This is a genomic window from Arthrobacter crusticola, from assembly GCF_004357995.1.
Lineage (GTDB): Bacteria > Actinomycetota > Actinomycetes > Actinomycetales > Micrococcaceae > Arthrobacter_D > Arthrobacter_D crusticola.
Genome location: NZ_SMTK01000002.1, coordinates 534,294 through 555,221 on the forward strand (window position 1 = coordinate 534,294; position 20,928 = coordinate 555,221).

19 protein-coding genes are annotated in these 20,928 nt (G+C 70.7%); 9 read left to right on the forward strand and 10 right to left on the reverse strand.

Translation table 11 applies throughout. The features are described from left to right. Positions 1 to 20 precede the first annotated feature (20 nt). Positions 21 to 1,301, forward strand: a complete 1,281-nt coding sequence (locus E2F48_RS06450; protein ID WP_133403161.1) for a L,D-transpeptidase — start codon at positions 21 to 23, stop codon at positions 1,299 to 1,301. A 33-nt stretch (positions 1,302 to 1,334) separates the two neighbouring features. Here E2F48_RS06450 and E2F48_RS06455 read toward each other — a convergent pair whose 3' ends face one another. Further along, positions 1,335 to 2,138 (reverse strand): RDD family protein, encoded by an 804-nt coding sequence (locus E2F48_RS06455; protein WP_133403162.1) that lies wholly within the window; start codon positions 2,136 to 2,138, stop codon positions 1,335 to 1,337. A gap of 74 nt (positions 2,139 to 2,212) precedes the next feature. Here E2F48_RS06455 and E2F48_RS06460 point away from each other — a divergent pair, with 74 nt between their 5' ends. From E2F48_RS06460 to E2F48_RS06475, 4 genes are all read left to right on the forward strand, one after another. Next, positions 2,213 to 3,205 carry a stage II sporulation protein M gene (locus E2F48_RS06460; RefSeq protein WP_133403163.1) on the forward strand — a complete coding sequence of 331 codons (993 nt, stop codon included), beginning with the start codon at positions 2,213 to 2,215 and terminating at the stop codon, positions 3,203 to 3,205. A gap of 933 nt (positions 3,206 to 4,138) precedes the next feature. After that, complete coding sequence (locus tag E2F48_RS17605; RefSeq protein WP_246018547.1) at positions 4,139 to 4,873, forward strand: TIGR01906 family membrane protein; 735 nt, start codon at positions 4,139 to 4,141, stop codon at positions 4,871 to 4,873. A gap of 158 nt (positions 4,874 to 5,031) precedes the next feature. Next, a complete protein-coding gene (locus tag E2F48_RS06470) occupies positions 5,032 to 5,448 on the forward strand; it encodes a VOC family protein (RefSeq protein WP_133403164.1) in 417 nt (138 codons plus the stop codon). Between the two features lie 2 nt (positions 5,449 to 5,450). After that, a complete protein-coding gene (locus tag E2F48_RS06475; protein WP_133403165.1) occupies positions 5,451 to 5,813 on the forward strand; it encodes a VOC family protein in 363 nt (120 codons plus the stop codon). An 11-nt stretch (positions 5,814 to 5,824) separates the two neighbouring features. Here the strand turns inward: E2F48_RS06475 and E2F48_RS06480 are convergent, their stop codons facing one another. From E2F48_RS06480 to E2F48_RS06505, 6 genes are all read right to left on the reverse strand, one after another. Next, a complete protein-coding gene (locus tag E2F48_RS06480) occupies positions 5,825 to 6,139 on the reverse strand; it encodes a DUF6510 family protein (RefSeq protein ID WP_221411633.1) in 315 nt (104 codons plus the stop codon). Then, positions 6,136 to 6,867: an FAD-binding oxidoreductase gene (locus E2F48_RS06485; protein ID WP_221411634.1), complete on the reverse strand. Its 732-nt coding sequence runs from the start codon at positions 6,865 to 6,867 to the stop codon at positions 6,136 to 6,138. The genes E2F48_RS06480 and E2F48_RS06485 overlap by 4 nt, the downstream gene beginning before the upstream one ends. Further along, entirely contained in the window at positions 6,864 to 7,457 is a 594-nt protein-coding gene (locus tag E2F48_RS06490; protein ID WP_133403166.1) for a sulfite oxidase-like oxidoreductase, read from the reverse strand. Before E2F48_RS06490 ends, E2F48_RS06485 begins: the two co-directional genes overlap by 4 nt. A 299-nt stretch (positions 7,458 to 7,756) precedes the next feature. Then, the gene (locus E2F48_RS06495; protein WP_133403167.1) at positions 7,757 to 8,398 is read right to left on the reverse strand and encodes a phosphoribosyltransferase; all 642 of its coding nucleotides are present in this window, start codon (positions 8,396 to 8,398) and stop codon (positions 7,757 to 7,759) included. Between the two features lie 135 nt (positions 8,399 to 8,533). Further along, positions 8,534 to 10,162, reverse strand: coding sequence for a dolichyl-phosphate-mannose--protein mannosyltransferase (locus E2F48_RS06500; protein ID WP_133403168.1), 1,629 nt, complete (start codon positions 10,160 to 10,162; stop codon positions 8,534 to 8,536). Between the two features lie 43 nt (positions 10,163 to 10,205). Next, the gene (locus E2F48_RS06505; protein WP_133403169.1) at positions 10,206 to 11,117 is read right to left on the reverse strand and encodes a cation diffusion facilitator family transporter; all 912 of its coding nucleotides are present in this window, start codon (positions 11,115 to 11,117) and stop codon (positions 10,206 to 10,208) included. A gap of 171 nt (positions 11,118 to 11,288) precedes the next feature. Here E2F48_RS06505 and E2F48_RS06510 point away from each other — a divergent pair, with 171 nt between their 5' ends. The 3 genes from E2F48_RS06510 (at position 11,289) to E2F48_RS06520 (ending at position 14,724) form a co-directional block, all read left to right on the forward strand. Beyond that, positions 11,289 to 12,053 (forward strand): pullulanase X25 domain-containing protein, encoded by a 765-nt coding sequence (locus E2F48_RS06510; protein ID WP_342772583.1) that lies wholly within the window; start codon positions 11,289 to 11,291, stop codon positions 12,051 to 12,053. 182 nt (positions 12,054 to 12,235) lie between these two features. Continuing rightward, positions 12,236 to 13,057, forward strand: a complete 822-nt coding sequence (gene rsmI, locus E2F48_RS06515) for a 16S rRNA (cytidine(1402)-2'-O)-methyltransferase (protein WP_281274794.1) — start codon at positions 12,236 to 12,238, stop codon at positions 13,055 to 13,057. 185 nt (positions 13,058 to 13,242) lie between these two features. Then, positions 13,243 to 14,724, forward strand: a complete 1,482-nt coding sequence (locus E2F48_RS06520) for an NAD-dependent succinate-semialdehyde dehydrogenase (protein ID WP_133403170.1) — start codon at positions 13,243 to 13,245, stop codon at positions 14,722 to 14,724. 39 nt (positions 14,725 to 14,763) lie between these two features. Here the strand turns inward: E2F48_RS06520 and E2F48_RS06525 are convergent, their stop codons facing one another. The 3 genes from E2F48_RS06525 to E2F48_RS06535 are packed head-to-tail and all read right to left on the reverse strand — an operon-like array spanning position 14,764 to position 19,683. Continuing rightward, positions 14,764 to 17,124, reverse strand: coding sequence for a transglutaminase TgpA family protein (locus E2F48_RS06525; RefSeq protein WP_133403171.1), 2,361 nt, complete (start codon positions 17,122 to 17,124; stop codon positions 14,764 to 14,766). Beyond that, positions 17,121 to 18,683, reverse strand: a complete 1,563-nt coding sequence (locus E2F48_RS06530; protein ID WP_246018635.1) for a DUF58 domain-containing protein — start codon at positions 18,681 to 18,683, stop codon at positions 17,121 to 17,123. Before E2F48_RS06530 ends, E2F48_RS06525 begins: the two co-directional genes overlap by 4 nt. Next, complete coding sequence (locus E2F48_RS06535; protein WP_133403173.1) at positions 18,652 to 19,683, reverse strand: AAA family ATPase; 1,032 nt, start codon at positions 19,681 to 19,683, stop codon at positions 18,652 to 18,654. The genes E2F48_RS06530 and E2F48_RS06535 overlap by 32 nt, the downstream gene beginning before the upstream one ends. Positions 19,684 to 19,867: 184 nt before the next feature. Between E2F48_RS06535 and E2F48_RS06540 the strand changes: the two genes are divergently transcribed. Beyond that, positions 19,868 to 20,866, forward strand: coding sequence for a TatD family hydrolase (locus E2F48_RS06540; RefSeq protein ID WP_133403174.1), 999 nt, complete (start codon positions 19,868 to 19,870; stop codon positions 20,864 to 20,866). The last annotated feature ends 62 nt before the right edge of the window (positions 20,867 to 20,928 follow it).

Here is a 20,928-nt window from a genome sequence, read left to right on the forward strand (position 1 = left end):
TCAAGGAACGGGTTGGGCGTATGACGCAGTCAGCTGGGCAGGGCGGATCGGGCCGGCACGCAGGGAAGGCCGTGGCGATCGCCGTCGCCGGCCTCCTCGTCGTCGGCGGCGGGGTCGGACTGGCGGTCGCCTCGCCCTGGGACGATTCCCCCAGTGAGGCCGGGCCGGGCCCGTCCGCGCCGGCCGGCGCGAGCTCCACCCCGGCCGAGCCCGCGCCGACCACCGCGCCCCCGGCGCGCGACGTCACGGTGAATGCCGTTCCGGCCGACGGCGCCGCCGCGGTCAACCCGGTCACCGTGGCCGAGGTCAGCGCACGCAACGGCAGGATTTCCGACGTCACCCTGGAGCCGGTCACCGGCGGCGCCCCGGTCAACGGGACGCTTTCGGCGGACGGCACGAAGTGGACCGCGGGGGAGCGGCTGGCGTTCAACACCCAGTACGCGTTCACCTACACGGTGAGCGATACCTCCGGAGGCAAGACGACCCGGGAACAGACCTTCTCCACCGTCGAACCGGCCAACGAGGCCGACGCCGCCCTGTACCCGCTCGACGGAACCACCGTGGGCACCGGCCAGCCGCTGGAGATCAACTTCAGCGAGCCGGTGGTGAACAAGGACGCCGTCGAGAAGGCCATCAAGGTCACGAGCACCAGCGGACAGCCCGGAGCGTTCTACTGGCTCACCGACACCAAGGTGCGCTACCGGCCCCAGGAGTTCTGGGCCCCCAACAGCACCATCACCGTGGACATGAAGCTCTTCGGCGTGGACTTCGGCAACGCCATGATCGGGAACTTCGACCGGACGTTCACCGTGAAGACCCACGACACCCGCCTCGCGGTCGTCGATGACAAGACCAAGACCATGAACGTCTATATCGGCGGCAAGCTCCAGCGCACCTTCCCGGTCACCCTCGGCACCAAGGAATGGCCCTCCACGGTGGGCTACCACGTGGTGATGGAGAAGTACGAGTCGACCAAGTTCACCGCCGAGTCGATCGGGCTGAAGCCCGGCGACGACGCCTACTACCCGCCCACGGTGGTCAAGCACGCCAGCCGGCTGAGCAACGGCGGCGCCTTCGTCCACGAGGCGCTGCCCGCCGCGCAGGTGGCCCTCGGCTCGATCAACGTCTCCCACGGCTGCGTCGGGATGTCCCCGGAAGGGGCGAAGTACTTCTACGACAACTTCGGGCCCGGGGACGTGGTGCAGATCCTCAACACCAACTACGGCCCGATGTACGTCCACGACGGTTTCGGCGACTGGAACCTGTCCTGGGAGGACTACGTGAACGGCACCCGGCAGTAGCGCCGGTCCCCGCCGTCCTGCCGGGCCGGCCTGCTACCGGCTGAAGGGAAGCCGGTGCAGCCGTTCAGCCGTCGAACCAACGACCTCCTTTTGGCGGAGCATGCGGGAATAGTCCCGCCCGCGGCGGGCGGCGGCCACCGCGGCCAGGAAATCCTCCGGGTGGGTTCCCCGCGGCGGGGCCGGCGCGACGGCGGTGCCGACCTCGCGGGCCAGCTCGGCCGCGAGGGCCGCCCGGGACTGCGGAGTGAGACGGGGTGCCTGCGCCAGGAACTGGGAGACCCGGCGGGCCAGCGGATCGGGAAGCCGCCCGATATCCGCGGTCGACGCCCAGGCCTGGAGGTGGTGCGGCACCTCGGGCACCGCGCGCGGCTTCACGACCACCCGCTCACGCAGCGCGTACGTCCCGGCCAGCAGGTCCCCAAGCCGCTTCGAGCGTTCGTTGAACAACGCGACGACGAAGGCGAGCGAGCCGACCAGCAGGTAGATCTCAAGCACCGCGAGCATGCCGCGGATGAACGCATGCCGGAACCGGATGGCGCCGCCGTCGTCGCGCACGATCCGCAGCCCGAGCATCACCCGGCCAAGGGACTTGCCGCGGGTGAGGGTTTCAATGGTGACCGGCAGGATCAGGAACACCAGGATGACCAGCACCAGTGTCAGGGCCCGGGTCAGTGCCGGATCAAGAATCCCGCCGAGGGTGCTCCCAACGAGGAACAGGATGCCGAGGAACACCACGATCTGGGCCACGGTGTCGATGATCGAGCTGAGGGCGCGGGCGGCGAAGCCTGCCGAGCGCAGTTCGAGGACCACTGCCTCGCCGGTCACCACTGAATCCACTGACGTTCCCCCTTCGCACCACCGGCTGTCCGGGCTCCACCCTATCTTCCACCCCGCGCTATAGGGTGGGCAGCATGGACGTCGACGCCTTCAGTGAAGTGCACCGCCCCGACTGGGAGCGGCTCGATGAACTGGTGCGGCGCCGCAGCCTCACCGGCGCGGAGGCGGACGAACTCCTGGTGCTGTACCAGCGCGTGTCGACCCACCTGTCGATGATCCGTTCCGTCGCCCCGGAGGGGGAACTGTCGGGCGCCCTGTCGATGCGCCTGTCGCGGGCGCGGACCCGTTTCAGCGGCGCCCGCTCCCACTTCCTTGAAGATATCGCGCTGTTCTTTGTCGTCTCGCTCCCTGCCGCGTTCTACCGCGTGCGCTGGCTCACCGTTGTCGTGGGGGTGCTGTTCACCGCCGTCGCCTGGGCGTACGGGGCGTGGGTGGTGAACACGCCGGGAGTGATCGCGGCCCTCGGAACCGACGAGGACCTGCGCCGGTACGTCGAGGAGGACTTCATCGACTACTACTCGGAGAATCCGGCGGCGTCCTTCGCCGGCCTGGTGTGGACCAACAATGCCTGGATCGCCCTCCAGGCGGTCGCCTTCGGGGTCACCGGGATCTGGCCACCGTTCATCCTGTACCAGAACGCGCAGGGTGTCGGTCTCGCCGGCGGGATGCTGGCCGCCTTCGGCAAGCTCGACGTGTTCTTTCTCTACATCCTCCCGCACGGGTTCATGGAGCTGACGGCGATCTTCATCGCCACGGCCGCCGGTTTGCGGATCTTCTGGGCCTGGGTGTCGCCGGGGCGGCGGACCCGGGCCGCAGCGCTGTCCGAGGAGGGGCGGTCCCTGATCACGGTCGCCCTCGGACTCGTCCTGGTCCTGTTTGTCTCAGGCCTCGTCGAAGGCTTCGTCACCCCCAGTGGGCTGCCGCACTGGGCGCGCCTGGGCATCGGTCTCCTCGTCCTCGCCGCGTACTGGGCGTACACCCTGATCCTTGGCAGGCGCGCCGTGCGGGCCGGGGCCACCGGAGATCTTGCGGCCCTTGACCGGGGAGGGGCGGCGCGCACGGCGTAAGGAACGCCGTGCGGGGCTCTTCTTCCGGGTGCGCGGGCGTGCGGCCCGGTAGTCTCGAAGGGGAAATCCGCGACGCGGCGGATCATGGCAAAACAAGGAGACATCCCAGTGGCTGAGACCGACGGAACCGGCACCGAGCAGGACCGCCAGGGGCGTGCCCCGGAGTCCGTCCCGGCTCCCATCGCCCAGCGCAACTCGCTGCCCATGCGGAGGGCAAGCACCATGCCCGATGTGTCGAGGTATGTCCCCGCGGGGGCCTCCGACAGCGAATGGCACGGCTCCTCGGCGGCGTCGACCACAGGAGCCGGAACGCCCGGGCAGGTACCGGACCCCGCGGGTTCGATGACGGCGGTGGCGGAACCGTCGCCGCCGGCACCCGGGCCGGGCCTCAAAGGGTCCGAACCGGTCGGGGACTCCGAACCAGTCAGGGGCTCCGAACCAGCTGCGGACTCCGAACCAGCTGCGGACTCCAAACCAGCGAGGGATTCCGAACCAGGCAGGGGCTCGGAACCAGCGAGGGATTCCGAATTAAGCGGGAGCTCGGAACCAGCGAGGGATTCCGAACCAGGCAGGGGCTCGGAACCAGCGAGGGATTCCGAATTAAGCGGGAGCTCGGAACCAGCGAGGGATTCCGAACCGGCTGCGGACTCGGAACCAGCTGCGGACTTCGAACCAGCTACTGCCGCGCTGCCGGTCAGTGATGCCCCGCGGCACGAAACGGCATCGGGCGCGACCGGTGCCGGAGCCACGTCCGCCTCCGGGGCCTCCGCCGTCGGTGCCTCCGCCGGGGAGTCCGGAGAAGTACGGCCCCCGCGCGGCGGGAAGGACGCACGCCGGGAACCGGAGAACGAACCGGATTCCGACACCGGGGCGCTGCTGCTGCGCCCGTCGGAGCAGGAGGTGCGGCGTCGCGCCCTCGAACGGGAACACGCCGTGGCAGCCAAGCCGGCCCTCGCACGGTTCCTGCAGGTGGTCGTCGCCGCAATCTTCCCGATCGTGGTGCTGGCCGGGGCGGTCCGGGCCGTCACCTCCTCCTTCTTCCTCTGGGCCGAATACCACCGCCCGGGCTTTCCCGCCGACGAGTTCGGATTCTCCACCCAGGACCGCCTGACCTACGGGTCCTACGCGCTCGACTACGTCCTCAACTTCGCCCCCGCCCGCTACCTGGGCGGGCTGGTCAACCCCGGCGGACAGCAACTGTTCCTCGACAGCGAGGTCAGCCACATGGCCGACGTGAAAGCTGTCCTCCAGTTGTCCTTCGCCGCCGCGTTCGTGCTGCTGGTGGTCGGAATCGCTGCCTGTGCCTACCTCGCCCGCCGGTACAAGGGCGGAATCCGCAGGGCGCTGTTCTCGGGTGCCGTGCTGACCCTGGTCCTCATCGTGGTCCTTGCCGTGTCGGCGGTGCTCGCCTGGGAGGTCTTCTTCACCTCGGTCCACGCGGTGTTCTTCGCCGACGGCACCTGGACCTTTCGGGTGGATGACACCCTGATTCGGCTGTTCCCGGAGCAGTTCTGGACCGACGCGGCCGCCACCGTGGGCTTCCTGGTGCTCGCGGCGACGCTGCTGACCCTGGTGCTCACCTGGCCCACCCGGCGGCGCCGGGAAAAGTCGCAGGCCGCCCAGGACGAGCTTCAGGCCCGGCACCGCGCCGCACTGTCCGGCTCCTAGGCACCCGCGCCCGCAGGTCACGCCGCCCGGCCGATGGACTGCGGAAATCCCCCTCGACCTACCGCACGGCCGTCCCGGGGCCCATAATCGGTGCTGTACCACGGAGCAGCACACCGATTCGAACCGCCAAGCAGCACCGACCTTGAGGAGAAAGCGCGATGACCACACGCCTTAACCCGTATCTGGGGTTCCGCGATACGGCGAGGGATGCCATGGAGTTCTACCATTCGGTGTTCGGCGGTGAGCTCACCCTGAGCACCTTCGGCGATTTCCAGGCCAGCGAGGATCCCGCGGAGCAGGACAAGATCATGCACGGAATGCTCGAGACCGAGGGCGGATTGGTGCTGATGGGCGCCGACACTCCGAACAGCATGGATTACACCGTGGGCACCAACTACTCGGTCTCCCTGAGCGGCACCGACGAGGCCGAACTGCGCGGGTACTGGGACAAGCTCAGCGACGGCGGCACGGTGACGCTGCCGCTCGAACGGGCACCCTGGGGCGACAGCTTCGGCATGTGCAGCGACAGGTTCGGGGTCAGCTGGCTCGTCAATATCGGCGCGCCGGAATCCTGAGGATGGCAAGCCGCATCGCCGTCGTCGCTTTTGACGCCGCCGATCCGCGGGCCGTCGCGGCATTTTGGACGGCGGCACTCGGCTGGCAGGTGACCGGGGAGGATGAGGGCGTCATCAGTATTGGTGGCGCGGACGGCCGGGAGCCGGGCATCGACATCGTCGCGGTGCCCGAGGCGAAGACGGGCAAGAACCGCCTTCACCTCGACCTGCGGGCCGATGGCTCCCCGGCCGCGGAGGTGGAGCGGCTCCTCGGGCTGGGGGCGCGCAGGATCGACATCGGCCAGCCGGCGGACGCGACCTGGACCGTTCTCGCCGATCCCGAGGGGAACGAGTTCTGCGTCCTGTCCGGACCCGGCGGAGAATAAACCCGGTACGGTCAGTCCCGCTTGATGCTCAGGTAGCTCAACCCACGCAGGTCAAGGACCGTCCGTCCCCCCGCCTCCGTCAGCCGCAGCAGCACCGATCCGCACCCCCTGCACCGGGCGGTCATCCCAGGGGCGTGGGCATAGACGCGGGTCGTGGCCAGCACGCCCGTCATCCCGCAGTTCTCGCACCGGCCCTCGGCCACGGTGAGATCCCCTGCAGAGAATTCGGAGAGCGGTCCCGCGAGGGCGTTTCCATCGAGGTAGTCCTGCCCGCCGGCCTCCGCCCCGGTGCCGCCGGCCAGCCCATCGTCGAGTCCAAGGCTCATGATCCGTCTCCTGTTCCACCGTAGCGTTCGGTCTTGATGCGGCTTTCCGTGTACCCGGCCTCCACGAGCCAGGCGGCCACCGTTTCCACGAAGCCCGTGGCACCGCAGATGAACACCGCCGGGTCGGCTGCCGGCGGCAGGATCCGTGGCATCAGCGTGGCGGGGGAGAGCCGCCCCACGGGCTCCCCGGGGGGCGCCTCCCGGGTGTAGACGTACTCCACCGGCAGGGGCGGCGAGGAGGCCTCGAGTTTTTCGAGTTCCCCGCGGTAGATAATGCTCGAGGGCCCACGGACCGAATAGAGGAGCTGCATCGGCACGGTACTGCCTGCGGCGCGGTGGGAGCGCACCATGGCCATCAGGGGCACCACCCCGGAACCTCCGCCGATGAGCTGCACCGGGGAGGTGTCCGAGGGCTGCCACACGAACCAGCCGCCGACGGGTCCCCGCATCTCCAGCTGCTCGCCCACCGTCAGGTCGCGGACGAGGTACGGGGAGACCTCGCCGTCCTCCAGTTCCTCAACGGTGATTTCAAGGCCGGTCGGCGGCAGGGTCCCGGCCACCGAGAACGACCGCACGGCGGTGTACCCGTCGGGGGCCGTGAGCCGGATATCGACGTGCTGGCCGCCGATGCTGCTGACGGGTTCGGGAAACTGGAGGGCGAGGGTCCGTGCGGTGGCAGTCTCGAACCGGGCCTCGACGACGTCGGCGGTCCGCCAGGTGCTGCTCACCAGTACCGTTCCTCGAGCCAGGGATCGCCGTGGAGGTTGTAGCCGTTGGTCTCCCAGAAGCCCGGGTCGTTGCGGTCCATCATCCTCAGTCCCCGGACCCACTTGGCGCTCTTCCAGAAGTAGAGGTGGGGGACGAGCAGCCGTGCGGGGCCGCCGTGGGCGGGCTCGAGATCCTCGCCGTCGAACTGGTGGACGATCCACGCCTTCCCGTTGAGGATGTCCTCCATCGGCAGGTTCGTGGTGTAGCCGCCGTAGCTTGAGAACATTGTGTAGGGGTGGGAGGTGTCAACGTCCTGGAAGAAGGTGTCGAGTGACACTCCCTTCCAGCGCGTGCCGAACTTCGACCAGCTGGTCACGCAGTGGATGTCGACGGTGAATTCCTCCTGCGGCAGGTTCTGGAACTCGTCCCAGGACCAGGAGTGGGACTGCCCGGTCTCGGTGGTGAGCTGGAACTCCCACTCCGCGGTGTCGATCCTCGGTGTCGGACCGGCGGAGAGGACCGGAAAGCTTTCGGTCAGGTACTGCCCGGGCGGCAGGCCGGGCTGGTCCTTGTTCCTGCGCCCCCGAAAACCTGATGAGATGATGCCCATGTCTTCCTCCAATCGGATGCGGAGCCCTGCCGTCGGAACGGACAGGCCTGCCCCTCGGGGAGCCCTGAACGCTTCGCCGAGCGGTAGGGATTGCGCCTCGTCGCTCGTTCTATCACTTCGCCGGGGCAATGGAAAGAACAAGTCCCTTTCGTGTCAGCGCCCACCGGCCCGCCCGGCGTATCCGACGACGGGCGGACCGGAGACGACGCGCGCACCCGCAGGCGCCGGATGCACCCGAAAGCGACGGGCGCGGCCGATAAAGCGGGCCGGTTTGTCGCGATGGGACGTCTTCGGTGGCCTCAGTCCGGCCGGCCGGCGGCCGCGGCGTTGAGCAGGGAGATGACCTCGGCCTCCTCCACGGGGGAGAAGTCGCCGTAGTGCTCGCCGACGGACCGGAAGCGGCGGGGAGTGGCGAGGAACACGTGGGCGTCGGCCTCGGGGATGCGGGCGGCGGCATCGAACGGCGCGACCGGTGCCGCCAGGACGACCCGGGCGGCATCGAGGCCGCGCACCACCCTGCACGCCACGCGGGCGGTGGCGCCCGTGGCGACGCCGTCGTCGACCACCACCGCCGTGCGGCCGGTGAGGTCGATGCGCGCGCGTCCCCGCCGCAGCAGGGCCGTGCGGGCCTGGAGGACAGACCGCTCCCGTACCTCGACCGCCCGCAACTCCTCGTCGCTCACGCGGGCGCGCTGGATCACGCGCTCCTCGAGGACGCGGATGCCGTCCTCGCCGATCGCCCCCATCGCCAGTTCGGGCTGGGAGGGCACTCCGAGCTTGCGCACCACCACCACATCCAGCGGCACCCGCAGGGCCGCCGCGACCTCCGCCGCCACGGGCACCCCTCCCCGGGGCAGGCCGAGGACCACCACCGGGCCCGAAAGATCGGCCAGCCGCCCGGCGAGCTGCCGTCCCGCATCGATCCGGTCCCGAAAGAGCATTCTTCCCACCCCCGCCCGTCGTCCCCGTGCCCTCTTCCTCTGCCCGGCCTTGTGCCGGCAGGCCCATACCGGTAGGCCGTGCCGCTGCCGGCCCTTACAGTATCCGCCGGTGCGCGCTGCCCCGGGAGTGCAGGCTCAGATCCAGCGCGGGAACCACATGCGCTGCCGCCACTGCTCGTAGGGAATCACGTCGGCGGTCCAGATCGGCAGGAAGTAGGCGGAGACGAGGACCGCGGCGGCAAGGAACGCGCCGACGAGCAGGACGCCGACGCGCCTGCGCCGCAGGGAGTCGGACGGCCCGCCCAGCACCAGGCCCAGGCAGTAGACCAGGGCGAGGATGAGGAAGGGCTCGAAGGCGACGGCATAGAAGTAGAACATGGTGCGCTCGGGGTAGAGGAACCACGGCAGGTAACCGGCGGCGACGCCCACGAGGACCGCCGCGGCCCGCCAGTCCCTGCTGCGGATCCACACCGCCAGCAGGATGAGCAGGGCGAGGGCCGAACTCCACCAGATCAGCGGATTGCCCAGCACCGTGACCGCCTGGGAGCACGCCTCCGCGCCGCAGCCGGCCGGCTTCTCGTAGAAGAAGGAGGTGGGGCGGCCGAGGATCAGCCAGAGCCCCGCGTGGGCCTCATACGGGTGGTCCGAGGCCAGGCCCTGGTGGAAGGAGTAGGCGCTGCGGTGGTATTCGGCCAGCGACCTCAGGGCAGGGGGCACCCAGTCCCACTGGGCAGAGGGGTTGGCCGCGGCCCACTGGCGGTCGTAGGCGTCCCGGGAGGCGAACCACCCGGACCAGGTGGCGAGGTAGGTCAGCGCGGCCACCGGCACGATCGAGGCGAACGCCTGCAGGCCGTCCTTCACTACGGCCCCACTGGCCCACCGGCGGATGCCGGCGACGCGCCGGGCACCCAGGTCCCACGCCACGGTGAGCAGGCCGAACGCAGCGATGTAGGGAAGGGCGGACCACTTCGTCCCGAGGGCAAGCCCCAGGCAGATCCCGGCCGTGATGCGCCAGGGGCGGAGGCCGAGCCACGGGCCGAAGCGCAGGTGGGCGGCGGATGGCGGGCCTCCCGTGCCGTCGGCCACGGCCGCCAGCCGGCGCGCCAGGCGCCGCCGGCCCTGCTCCCGGTCCAGCAACAGCGCGGCAAAGGCCAGCAGCAGCCAGAACATCAGGAAGATGTCAAGGAGGGATGTGCGTGAGTGCACCAGGTGGTGCCCGTCGACGGCGAGGAGCAGCCCGGCCGCCGCCCCCAGGGCGGGAGAGCCGAGGAGGCGCCCCGCGACGAAGGCCAGCAGGAGGATTGACAGGGTTCCGACCAGGGCCGCGGAGAAACGCCACCCGAAGGGGTCACCGGGGCCGAAGAGCAGCAGGCCCAAAGCGATCATCCATTTGCCCAGCGGCGGATGCACCACGTAGTCGGCCGTGGGAAGGATGACGGTCGGATCGCCGGCGTTGAAGGAATCGTTGGCGTCCTCGGGCCACTCGCGTTCATAGCCGGAAAGCAGCAGCGAGTAGGCGTCCTTGACGTAGTAGGTCTCGTCGAAGACAAGGCTGCCGGGCTCGCCGAGTCGGACGAAGCGCAGCACCCCGCCCAGGACGGCGAGGGCCACCGGCAGCAGCCAGGCCAGCACGCCACCCGGCGCCGGCGCACCGAGGAGCCGGGTCCGCAGCGCCTGCTCGGTGAAGGCCGCCCGGGGGGATTCCACCCACCTGCGAGACCCCGGCAGGGACTTCCCGGGTTCCAGGACGGCGGCGTGGCTCACCCTGCCATGCTACCGGGGCGCGGCGTTCCCGCCGGGCGCCCTCCTAGTGGGCGAGGCCCTCCTCGTGGAGGCGGTGGCTGGCCGGTTCGATCTGGAAGGTGCTGTGCTCGATGCTGAGGTCGAAGTGCTGCCCGACGCACACCTGCAGCTGGTCGAGGACCTTGTGGGCGTTGCCGCTGGTATAGCACTCGTCCTCCACCACGACGTGGGCGGTCAGGACGGGCAGGCCCGTGGCGATCTGCGTGATGTGGAGGTCGTGGACGTCGGTGACGAAGGCAAGGTTGGAGATATGGGAGCGTACGGCGTCCGGATCGATGCCGGCAGGCGTCGATTCGAGCAGGACGCTGACCGTCTGACGCAGCAGGCGGAGGGTGCGGGGAACGATCAGCGCTCCGATCAGCAGGGCCACCACCGCATCGGCGCGCACCCATCCGGTCAGGGTGATGACGACGGCGGCGATGATCACTGCCACCGACCCGAGCGCGTCGTTGAGCACCTCGAGGAAAGCGGCGCGGAGGTTGAAGTTCGCCGAGCGGTGGCGTGCCAGCACCGCCAGCGCCGCGATGTTTCCCGCCAGGCCGATGACGCCGAAGACGATCAGTTCGGGCCCGGCGACCGGGGTCGGCTCGATGAGCCGGCGTACGCCCTCGATGAGCACGTAGAGCCCGACGGCGAGGAGCAGCCCTGCCTGGGCCATGGCCGCGACGACCTCGGCCCGGCGGAAGCCCCAGGTGCGCCGTGCGGTGGCCGGCCGCAGGGCCAGGGTGGCCGCCGCCAGCGCGAGGCAGAGCCCGGCGGCGTCGGTGAAGACGTGGGCCGAATCGAAGAGCAGGGCCAGGCTGCCCGTGAGGGCGGCGCCGATGACCTGGAGAACAAAGACGGCCACCGTGATCGCCAGCGCGGCGGCCAGCGGCCCGCGGTGCGTGGAGTCGTGTCCGTGGTGGTGGTTCCCCATGCGCCAAGGGTACCGTGCCCCGCACGCGGGTGAGGAACCCGCGACGTGGAAAGTCAGCCGCCTGCTGACCTATTGGACCGATGCCTCGGACGTCACTTAGCGTTGACACTGACGGAATGCGGCACCGGCTCCGCATTGCCGGGTGTAGAGACGAACCCATGGAGGGCGATTGTGAAGACGAAGGCGCAGGACGGCACCACCCAGAGGCTGAAGGCCGTACTCGATGTCCTTGCCGATCAGGCGAAGGGAGCCGCCGGCGGCCCCGGGTCCGCCGTGCTGGCCGAGGCCATCGCCCGCGTGCCCCTGAACGAGCGCGAAAGCGAGCTGCTCAGCGGCGGCGTCCCGCGGGGATTCAAGGCCCTGACGATCGCCTCGGCGAAGCTCGTCAAGGCGGGCTGGATGGTTAAGGGCCGCAGCGGCTGGACCATCACCGAGGAAGGGCTCAGGGCGACGGTGGCGTTCCCCGACGAGGAATCCTTCGCCTCGGCCCTGGCCGCCGGCGCGGCCGTGCCCGCCGGCACCCCGCTTCCGGCGGCGGCAGGCCCGGCGGACGAGGCGGCCGCGGCCGCCGGCGCGGACACCGCCCCCGCCACGGCGGAGGACCAGGCCCCGGCCCGGGCCTCCGATCAGGCTTCCGATCAGCCGGCGGCCGTCGCGATCGCGGGCAACTTCGGCTCCCACCTCGGGGCGGCCGAGGACTGGGCTCCGCACTTCGATGAGGTGCAGATGGTGTTCGATCAGGACGAAAAGGTCTGGAAGATCACCACCGACCTTCCGGCGGGTGCTTACTCCTACAAGGTGGCCATTGACCGCTCCTGGGTGGAAAACTACGGCGCCTTCGGCGTCCGGGACGGTTCGGACCACGAGCTGCACCACCCCGGTGGGCAGGTCACCTTCCGTTACAACCATGCCACGAAGGACGTCAGCACCTCCTGAGCCTGGCCCCGGCCGGCGGGGCCGGGCCGCAGTGCAGGGGCTACCCTTGAGTAGTGAAAGAACCCGCAGGAACTGCCCCGGCACCCGCCCCCGACGACGCCGCAGGATCGGGGGCCGACGCCGCCCCGCCGGCCTTCGCTGCCTACCGGGGAACCGCCGGTGACGGCGGAACCCGCGGCCGGGTGGTGCTTGCGGGCACCCCGATCGGCAATATGGGTGATGCGACGGAGCGGCTCGTTGGGCTGCTGGGCAGCGCCGACGTGGTCGCCGCCGAAGATACCCGCAGGCTCCACCGGCTGGTGCAGGCGCTCGAGGTGACGGTGGCCGGGAAGATTGTGAGCTACCACGAGCACAACGAGGCCTCCCGAACCGCCGAACTGCTCGAGGAGGTGCGCTCGGGGGCGACCCTCCTGATGGTCACCGACGCCGGAATGCCGTCGGTCTCCGATCCCGGCTACCGCCTCGTGGAGGCTGCCGTCGCCGAGGGTATCGACGTCACCGCCGCGCCGGGACCCTCCGCCGTGCTGACTGCCCTGGCGCTCTCCGGGCTCCCCACGGACCGTTTCTGCTTTGAGGGTTTCCTTCCGCGCAAGGCCGGTGAACGGTCAACCCGGCTCGCCGAACTGGCGGCGGAGCGCCGCACCATGGTCTTCTTCGAGGCGCCGCACCGCCTCGAGGCGATGCTGCGGTCCCTGCGCGCGGCCTTCGGTGGGGACCGGCCGGCCGCGGTGGCCCGTGAACTGACGAAGGTGCACGAGCAGGTCCTGCGCGGATCCCTGCTCGAGCTCCTCGAATGGGCGCAGGACGGCGAGGTCCGCGGGGAGATCGCCGTCGTCGTCGGCGGAGCTCCCGCCGCGGCGCCCTCGCGCCCGGAGGACCACGTGGCGGCGGTGCAGGAACTGGTGGGGAACGGACTGCGCCTCAAGGAGGCCGTGGCCGCCGTCGCCGAGGACGCCCGGGTCAGCAAGCGCGAGCTTTACGCCGCCGTCATCGCCTCCCGGTAGCTTCGGCGCGGCCCGCGCCGTTCCAATCGGCGGGTTGTGCAGGTGAACAACATCTCCGGCAGATTGTGGTGCACCGGAGTATGGACAGGCCCGGCTGCCCGGCGCTACCGTGAGCGGGAATCCGGGCCGCGTCCGCCGCAGCCCCAGTGCCGCTTCCACCGCCCCTTACCGTCGAGGAGTTCATCATGACTGTCACCGTCGAGCGCGAACAGGACCTATTGGCCCGGGTTCCCACCGGTCTCCTGATCGGCGGGGAGTGGCGCGACTCCTCCACCGGCGCCTCCTTCGACATCGAGGACCCCGCAACGGGCAAGACCCTTATCTCGATCGCTGACGCCACCCCGGCCGACGGCGCGGCCGCGCTTGACGCAGCCGTCGCCGCGCAGGAGGACTGGGCCCGGACGGCCCCGCGCGAGCGCGGCGAGATCCTCCGCCGGGCATTCGAACTCGTGACAGCGCGCGCCGATGACTTCGCGCTGCTGATGACCCTCGAGATGGGCAAGCCCCTGGCCGAGGCCCGCGGCGAGGTCACCTATGGCGCCGAGTTCCTCCGCTGGTTCTCCGAGGAGGCGGTGCGGGCCTCCGGGCGGTACTCCATGGCCCCGGACGGGAAGTCCCGGCTGCTCGTGACCAAGAAGCCCGTGGGGCCGTGCCTGCTGATCACGCCGTGGAACTTCCCGCTGGCCATGGCCACCCGCAAGATCGCCCCCGCGGTCGCCGCGGGCTGCACCATGGTGCTCAAGCCCGCGAACCTCACGCCGCTGACCTCCTCCCTGTTCGCCCAGGTGATGGAGGAGGCCGGGCTGCCGGCCGGCGTGCTCAACGTCATCCACACCACCGATGCGCAGGGGGTCACGGGTCCGCTGGTCGAGGACCCGCGCCTGCGCAAGCTCTCCTTCACCGGCTCCACCCCGGTGGGGCGGAACCTGCTGGCCGCCGCGTCGAAGAACGTCCTGCGCACGTCGATGGAACTCGGCGGCAACGCGCCCTTCCTGGTGTTCGAGGACGCCGACCTCGACGCCGCCGTCACCGGCGCGCTGGCGGCCAAACTGCGGAACATGGGCGAGGCCTGCACCGCCGCGAACCGCTTCCTGGTGCACGAGTCCGTCGCCGACGAGTTCGCCGCCCGGCTGGGCGAACGGATGGCCGGCATGCGGACCGCCCGCGGCACCGAGGACGAATCGAAGCTCGGCCCGCTGATCGACGGCAAGAGCCGTGACAAGGTCCACAGCCTGGTCACCGACGCGCTCGCCGACGGCGCCGAGGCCGTGACCGGCGGCGCGCCGGTCGAGGGCCCCGGCTACTTCTACCAGCCCACGGTCCTCAAGGGCGTCGCCCGGTCCTCCCGGATCCTGAAGGAGGAGATCTTCGGCCCGGTCGCACCCATCGTCACGTTCTCCACCGAGGACCAGGCCGTACAGCTGGCCAACGACACCGAGTACGGGCTGGTGGCCTACGTCTTCACCCGTGACCTCAACCGCGGGCTGCGCATGGGTGAACGCCTCGACACGGGGATGCTTGGCCTGAACGCCGGCGTCATTTCCAATGCGGCGGCCCCGTTCGGCGGAATCAAGCAGTCAGGGCTCGGCCGCGAGGGCGGCGCGGAGGGGATCGAGGAGTACCTCTACACCCAGTACATCGGCATCGCGGACCCCACCGCCTCCTGATCCACCGCCTCCCGACCCACTGCCTCTTGACCGGGGCCGCTACCGGGTCGGGCGCAGCAGCGACCGGGGAAAGAATCGGGCCCGCAGCCGGGCCGGCAGGCTGCTCCGCTCCCGAAGGGCAGCGGTCACCGCGGTGACGTCGTCCCAGCTGGCCGCCGGAGCGGCAAGGAGGGCAACCCCCGCCCCGGCGGCCGGGGCCGCCTCGGGGCCGGCGTATTCCTCGCGCTCGAACGCCCGCTGAAGCCTTTCCAGCGAGACCGCCGCGGGCCCGTGCAGGCCGGCGTCGGCACGCAGCCGCTGCGAGAACGCGCGCGGGGTGTCGGTCGGCAGGGCCGGGTGTCCGTAGTCCCCGGCGGCCTCGGTCGTCTGGACCCAGGCGGCGGCCGCGGCACCGGGGCCGCCGCCGGAGAGCACCCTGCGCCGCCGCGACGCCGTGCGTGCCGAGCGGATCAGCAGGGGCAGGAGCGCAAGCAGCAGCCCCGCGGCCACCGCGGTCCCGGCCGCGGCGGCACGGGACTGTGCTGCGGCCGGATCGGCGGCGGCGGCGGCGGTCGCCTCAGGATCGGCGGCCGTGCCCTGCGGCACGTCCGCCGCGCCGGGGTTGAGGTTGTCGTAGTCGTCGACGCGGACATTGAACGGCGAGGTGATCGTCTGCGCGTAGTCCGGAACAACGCCGCGCGAGGGAGTGGGCTCGAACCGGACCCAGCCGACCCCGTTGAAGTACAGTTCGGGCCAGGCGTGGGCGTTGCGGGAATCCACGGCGAACTCGCGCAGCTCCATGCCGTCGGGCCCGGCCTCCAGGTCGCCCGTCGTGCTGCCCGGGGTGTAGCCGACGGCGACCCTGCTGGGGATGCCCGCGGCCCGCGCCATCACGGCCATCGTGCCGGCGTAGTGCACGCAGTAGCCGGCGCGCGTCTCCAGGAACCGGGCCATCACGCCCATGCTGCTTCCGTCGTAACCGCCCTCGACCGGCGCATCCACCGAATAGGTGAAGTCCCGGCTGCGGAGGAAGTTTTGGATGGCGATCGCCTGGTCGTAGGGGTTGCGCAGCCGCCCGGTGACCTCTTCGGTGGTCTCGAGCACGATGCCGGGGGTGTCCTCCGGCAGCTCCGTGAAGACCGGGGCCACCGCGCCCTTCGGTGCCGGCCGGATGGCGCTCAGGCGCTCCTCGGTGAGGTCGGGCAGCGTGCTGATCACCTCGTATTCCTGGCGCACCGAGGTGCCGCCGTCGTAGGAGAGGATACTGAGGTTCTTCGGGTCCCAGGTCCAGCGCCCGTTGAGGCTCGCGACACTGACCGGCGCGTAGGGGGCCAGCAGCCACGGGCTGGTGTAGCTGTCGGTGTTGATCCGGGTGAACGCCGTAGCGCCGAACTCCCCGGCCGAACGGACCGACTCGGAACCCATGCCCTGGAGCCCGGGCTCGCGTTCGTCCCGGCGCTGGTCGGGTTCCCACCGCTGCCCGGCGAAGTCTTCAAGTGTCACTGCCCGCAGGTACACCGGTTCGGGAGAGTTCGTGGCGTAGGTGACCCGGCCGAAACCGGCCGGGTTGCGCAGGTCATTGCCGAGGGTCACCGCCGGATTGAGCCCGGAGGAGCTGCCCCACACGTTCAGCCGGGCACCCTGCGGGAAGGCCCCGCTGTTGAACCCGGGAATGGCCAGGGGCAGGAGCACCGTGACGGCGACCGCCGCCGCGCCCACGGCCAGACCGCGCCCGAGGTACCCGGTGGAACCCGTGTCCGCCGAGGCGGCCAGGAGGCCTTCGCGCCACTGGGCGCAGCCCAGGAGCAGCAGGTAGGCGGCCACCGTCAGAAGGAACGGCACCATCCCGACGCCCAGCGGCTTCACCACCGCGGGAACCACCATCAGGGCCAGCAGCCCGATGCCGCTGACGGCGGGCATCCGCAGGGTGGTGGCAAGGGTGTCGACGGCAATGGCGATCAGTCCAATGGCCGCGCAGGTCACGAGGAAGATGCCCGCCCCGGGGAGGACCGGCGCCGCCTGGGAGGTGACGGTGTCTTCGGCATGGTTGAGCAGGATCTGCAGCTGGACGCCGGTTCCGGGTCCGGGAATCACCCCGAGGATGCTTTGGTCGGGGACGAACCGCGAGGTCAGGCAGCCGCCCAGGGCCAGCAGGCCCGCAAGGAGGGTGACCAGCCCGGGCAGCCGCAGGGTCCGTGCCAGCGACATGGCGATCATCACGGGAAGCACGGTGTTGAACACCGGCCCGAACCAGGTCCAGGGCTCGATGACGCCGTTGAGGCTGGTGGACGCGGCGAGAACGCCGGCGCCTGCCGCTGCGCTGACCGCCCAGTGCGCGTAGTCGGGACGGGCCGGGCCCTCGGCGGCGGTGCCGGGGGCCTGCCGGGAGTCGGCCACGGGGCGTTCGAGCGTCGCTGTCACCGGAGACCTTCCTGGGGGGTGGAGGTGCGCGGGCCGGCCGGGACGGTCGGTGCGGAGTGGCCGAGGCCCGCCCAGACGGCGGGCATGTCGGCGCGGGGGGAGGCGGCGGCCGCATGCCAGCCGGCGGTGCGCAGGATGTCGATCTGGGCGGCGGCCTCGGCCGGCCGGTCGACGACCACGAGGGCCAGGGCCACCGATCCGTAGCCGGAGGCGGTAGCGAGGCTCCGCGCTTCCTCGGGAGTGAGCAGTCCGAGGACGGCGATCAGCGGGCCCCGGTGCCGGTTGGACGCGAGCCGGTCGAGCAGGTCGTCGCCGAAGGGCGAAGCGGGGTCGAGCTGGTGAGGATCCTCCCGGCGGGAACCGCGGGCAGGCGGCACCGCCTCTGAGGGTCCTGCCGGGCTGCTCCCGCTGCGCCGCTGCCCCGGCCGGCGGGCAGGGCCGGTCCCCGCAGCGGTGCTTCCGCTGCGCCGGCCGCTGTCGTGGGCGGGGCCGAGCGCCGCGAGCCCTTCGGCGATGGCGGCCAGCGCGCCGGGGCCCTGGAATTCCTCATCCCCGGGAAAAGGTGCGGAGGGGGACCGCAGCAGGGCGGGGGCCCCGTGGTGATCGAGGAACCTCAGCGCGTAGCTGCGCTCAAGGAGATGCGCGCTGATCGACACCGCCGCCGTCACGGCCCACTCAAAGGCCGGAATTGTGGAGATGCCGGCTGCGCCGTGGCCGGAATCGGCGCCGAACACGGCGTTGAAGCCGTAACTGAAACTCGACTGCCGCTGGTCCATCAGGAGCGTGGCCTCGGGAGTGGTCACGGATTCCTCCTGCCGCACCATCAGTTCGTTGTGCCGGGCCGTGGCGGCCCAGTGCACGCGGCGCATCGAATCCCCGTGCCGGTATTCGCGCGTCATCACGTCGTCGTCGCTGGGGTTCGCCTGGCGGCGCGTGGCGGCCGTGCCGTCGGTGCCGCGCGATCCCGAGAGCGGGGCGGCCACGAGATCCAGCGGCGCCGGGGTCACCACCAGGGGGTCGGGGTGGCCGAGGAGGTGCCGGGAGGTGCCCAGCCCGAAGGGGTCGGTGAACTGCGCGGTCACCGGGCCGATGTCGAAGAGGCCGCGGGTTGAGGACCGGAGGCGGTACTCATAGAGGCTCACCCCGTCGCGCGTCGGATTGCGGGAGGGGAAGGTGAACTGCGGGGCGCGCCCGAAGCGCGGCGGCACGTGTTCCTCCATGGTGACCGGCGGCCCCGGCGGGCCGTTGGATGCCACGGCCAGGGAGACGGTGGTCGTGGAGCCGGTCTCCATGGTGGAGGGGGCGAAGCTGCGTTCGATGGTGAACCTCGGCTTGATCAGCCGCAGCATGAGCACCGACAGGGCCGGAAGGCAGGCGAGGAAGACCCCCACATAGAGCAGGTCGCGGCGGCCCAGGATCTGCGCGGCCAGCAGCGCCGCGCCGCCCGCGATCACGAAGCCCCACCCGCGCTGGGTCAGGACGTTCGTGGGAAGTCGGTCGAGCAGCGCCATGGCCGGCCGGAACCCGTCAGCGGCCCCGGGTCCCGGCCCCGCGCGCATCACGCGGAACCGGCACCTTCGACAGCACGTTCTCGACGACGGAGGCTGCGGTTTCCCCGGCGCTCGCGGCCCGCCGGTCGAGCATCAGGCGGTGGGCGAGGACGGGCCCGGCCATGGCCGTGATGTCATCGGGAAGCACGAAGTCCCGGCCCTCAAGGGCCGCCGTGGCCTTGGCCGCGCGGAGCAACTGAAGCAGGGCCCGCGGGCTGGCCCCCAGCCGCAGCCTCTGGTGGGTGCGGGTCGCGGCGCCCAGGGCCACCGTGTACTCCTTCACCGCGGGGGAGACATAGACGGTGCGCACGGTGCCCATCATCGCGGCGATGCCTGCGGCCGTCGTCGAGGGCCGGACCTCCGCCAGGGGCGAGAGGGACTGGTGGGTTTCAAGCATCTCGATCTCGGAGCGGGCGTCCGGGTAGCCCATGGAGATGCGGGCCATGAAGCGGTCCCGCTGGGCCTCCGGCAGCGGATACGTCCCCTCCATTTCGATGGGGTTCTGGGTGGCGACGACCATGAATGGATCTTCGAGGGCGTGGGTGCGCCCGTCGACGGTGACCTGGTGTTCCTCCATGCACTCAAGCAGCGCCGACTGGGTCTTGGCCGAGGCCCGGTTGATCTCATCGCCGATCACGATGTTCGCGAACACCGGGCCGCGGCGGAACTCGAAGCGGCGCGAATCCTGGTTGTAGATCGACACCCCGGTGACGTCCGAGGGAAGGAGGTCCGGGGTGAACTGGATGCGGTTCACGGTGCAGTCGATGGTGCGCGCGAGGGTCTTGGCCAGCATCGTCTTGCCGACCCCCGGCACGTCCTCAAGCAGCAGGTGTCCCTGCGCCAGCAGCACCGTCAAGGCCAGCCGCGCCGCATCGGGCTTGCCGTCGATCACCGTGTTGATCGAGTCGAGGATCCCCGACGACACCGCGGCAAAGGACTCAACCACCGGGTCCTGTCCCGCCTCGCCCGGCAGGTGGGAATCCTCGACGGTCGTGTTCTGGACGTCCATGGGTGCCTTCCGCGCTTCGGCAGCTACGGGTCGGAGTCCGGCGGAAAGCGGCCGGAGGATACGACGCGCAGGCGATGACCTCGGCGACCGCCACGGTGGGGGTGCTTTGGCTGACTAGATACTTAGATTACTAGGTCAACCTCCCGCACGGGTGGAAAGTTCCCGTGCTGGATAGGCTGGGGCCATGAGCAACAGTTCCGAGTACTCAGCAGGCTCCATTCCCGGGCCCTACCGGCCGTCGGGCACCCCCGAGGGCAACCCTGATGGCACCCCCGCCGGCTCCGGCGGCCCAGCTTCCGGCCCGGCCCCGGTGAGGGCGCGGAAGTCGGAGGCCGATGGCGGCCAGCGGCGGAAACTGGACTACCCCCCGCTGCCCGAACCGCTGCCGGTTCCGGTCATCGACAACCACACCCACCTCGACTTCCGCGACGGGCTGGTCGAGGTCAGCCTGCGCGCCGCCCTCGACGCTGCCGAGGCGGCGGGGGTGGCCGGGGTGGTCCAGGTGGGCTCGGACCTTGAGTCCTCACGCTTCACCGTGAAGGCCGTCGACGCCGATCCGCGGATCCTCGGCGCCGTGGCCCTGCACCCCAACGACGCTCCGAAGCTCGCCGCGGAGGGCTCGCTCGAGGCGGCGCTCGAGGAGATCGAACAGTTGGCGGCGCACCCGCGCATCCGGGCCATCGGTGAGACCGGCCTCGACTACTTCCGCACCCCCGGGGAGGGCATCGAGCGCCAGCGCTACTCCTTCCGGCGCCACCTCGACATCGCCAAGCGCCTCGGCCTCGCCCTGCAGATCCACGACCGGGACGCCCACGACGACGTCGTGGCAACCGTCCTGGAGGAGGGTGCACCGGAGCGCGTGGTCCTCCACTGCTTCTCCGGCGATGCGGCCCTGGCCCGGATCTGCAACGAGAACGGCTGGTACATGTCCTTCGCCGGCACCGTCACCTTCAAGAACGCCGGCAACCTCCGGGAGGCCCTCGCCATCGCAGAACCCTCGCTGATCCTCGCCGAGACGGACTCCCCGTTCCTCACACCGCACCCCTACCGGGGCCAGCCGAACGCGTCCTACGTGGTGCCGTACACCGTGCGGGCCATGGCGGACGTGCTCGGCGCCGACCTCGAGGAACTGTGCGGAAGGATCCTGGCCAACACCACCGCCGTCTACGGGTCCTGGGACTGATCGGTTTGCGGGACTAATCGGTTCCGGGGCTGATAGCGGCCGTCCGGCGGGACGCAGGGCGG

Coding starts and splice junctions, on each gene's coding strand:
- E2F48_RS06450 (WP_133403161.1), top strand. CDS start 21: ATGACGCAGTCAGCTGGGCAGGGCGGATCGGGCCGGCACGCAGGGAAG.
- E2F48_RS06460 (WP_133403163.1), top strand. CDS start 2,213: ATGGACGTCGACGCCTTCAGTGAAGTGCACCGCCCCGACTGGGAGCGG.
- E2F48_RS06470 (WP_133403164.1), top strand. CDS start 5,032: ATGACCACACGCCTTAACCCGTATCTGGGGTTCCGCGATACGGCGAGG.
- E2F48_RS06475 (WP_133403165.1), top strand. CDS start 5,451: ATGGCAAGCCGCATCGCCGTCGTCGCTTTTGACGCCGCCGATCCGCGG.
- E2F48_RS06480 (WP_221411633.1), bottom strand. CDS start 6,139: ATGAGCCTTGGACTCGACGATGGGCTGGCCGGCGGCACCGGGGCGGAG.
- E2F48_RS06490 (WP_133403166.1), bottom strand. CDS start 7,457: ATGGGCATCATCTCATCAGGTTTTCGGGGGCGCAGGAACAAGGACCAG.
- E2F48_RS06495 (WP_133403167.1), bottom strand. CDS start 8,398: ATGCTCTTTCGGGACCGGATCGATGCGGGACGGCAGCTCGCCGGGCGG.
- E2F48_RS06505 (WP_133403169.1), bottom strand. CDS start 11,117: ATGGGGAACCACCACCACGGACACGACTCCACGCACCGCGGGCCGCTG.
- E2F48_RS06520 (WP_133403170.1), top strand. CDS start 13,243: ATGACTGTCACCGTCGAGCGCGAACAGGACCTATTGGCCCGGGTTCCC.
- E2F48_RS06530 (WP_246018635.1), bottom strand. CDS start 18,683: ATGCGCGCGGGGCCGGGACCCGGGGCCGCTGACGGGTTCCGGCCGGCC.
- E2F48_RS06535 (WP_133403173.1), bottom strand. CDS start 19,683: ATGGACGTCCAGAACACGACCGTCGAGGATTCCCACCTGCCGGGCGAG.
- E2F48_RS06540 (WP_133403174.1), top strand. CDS start 19,868: ATGAGCAACAGTTCCGAGTACTCAGCAGGCTCCATTCCCGGGCCCTAC.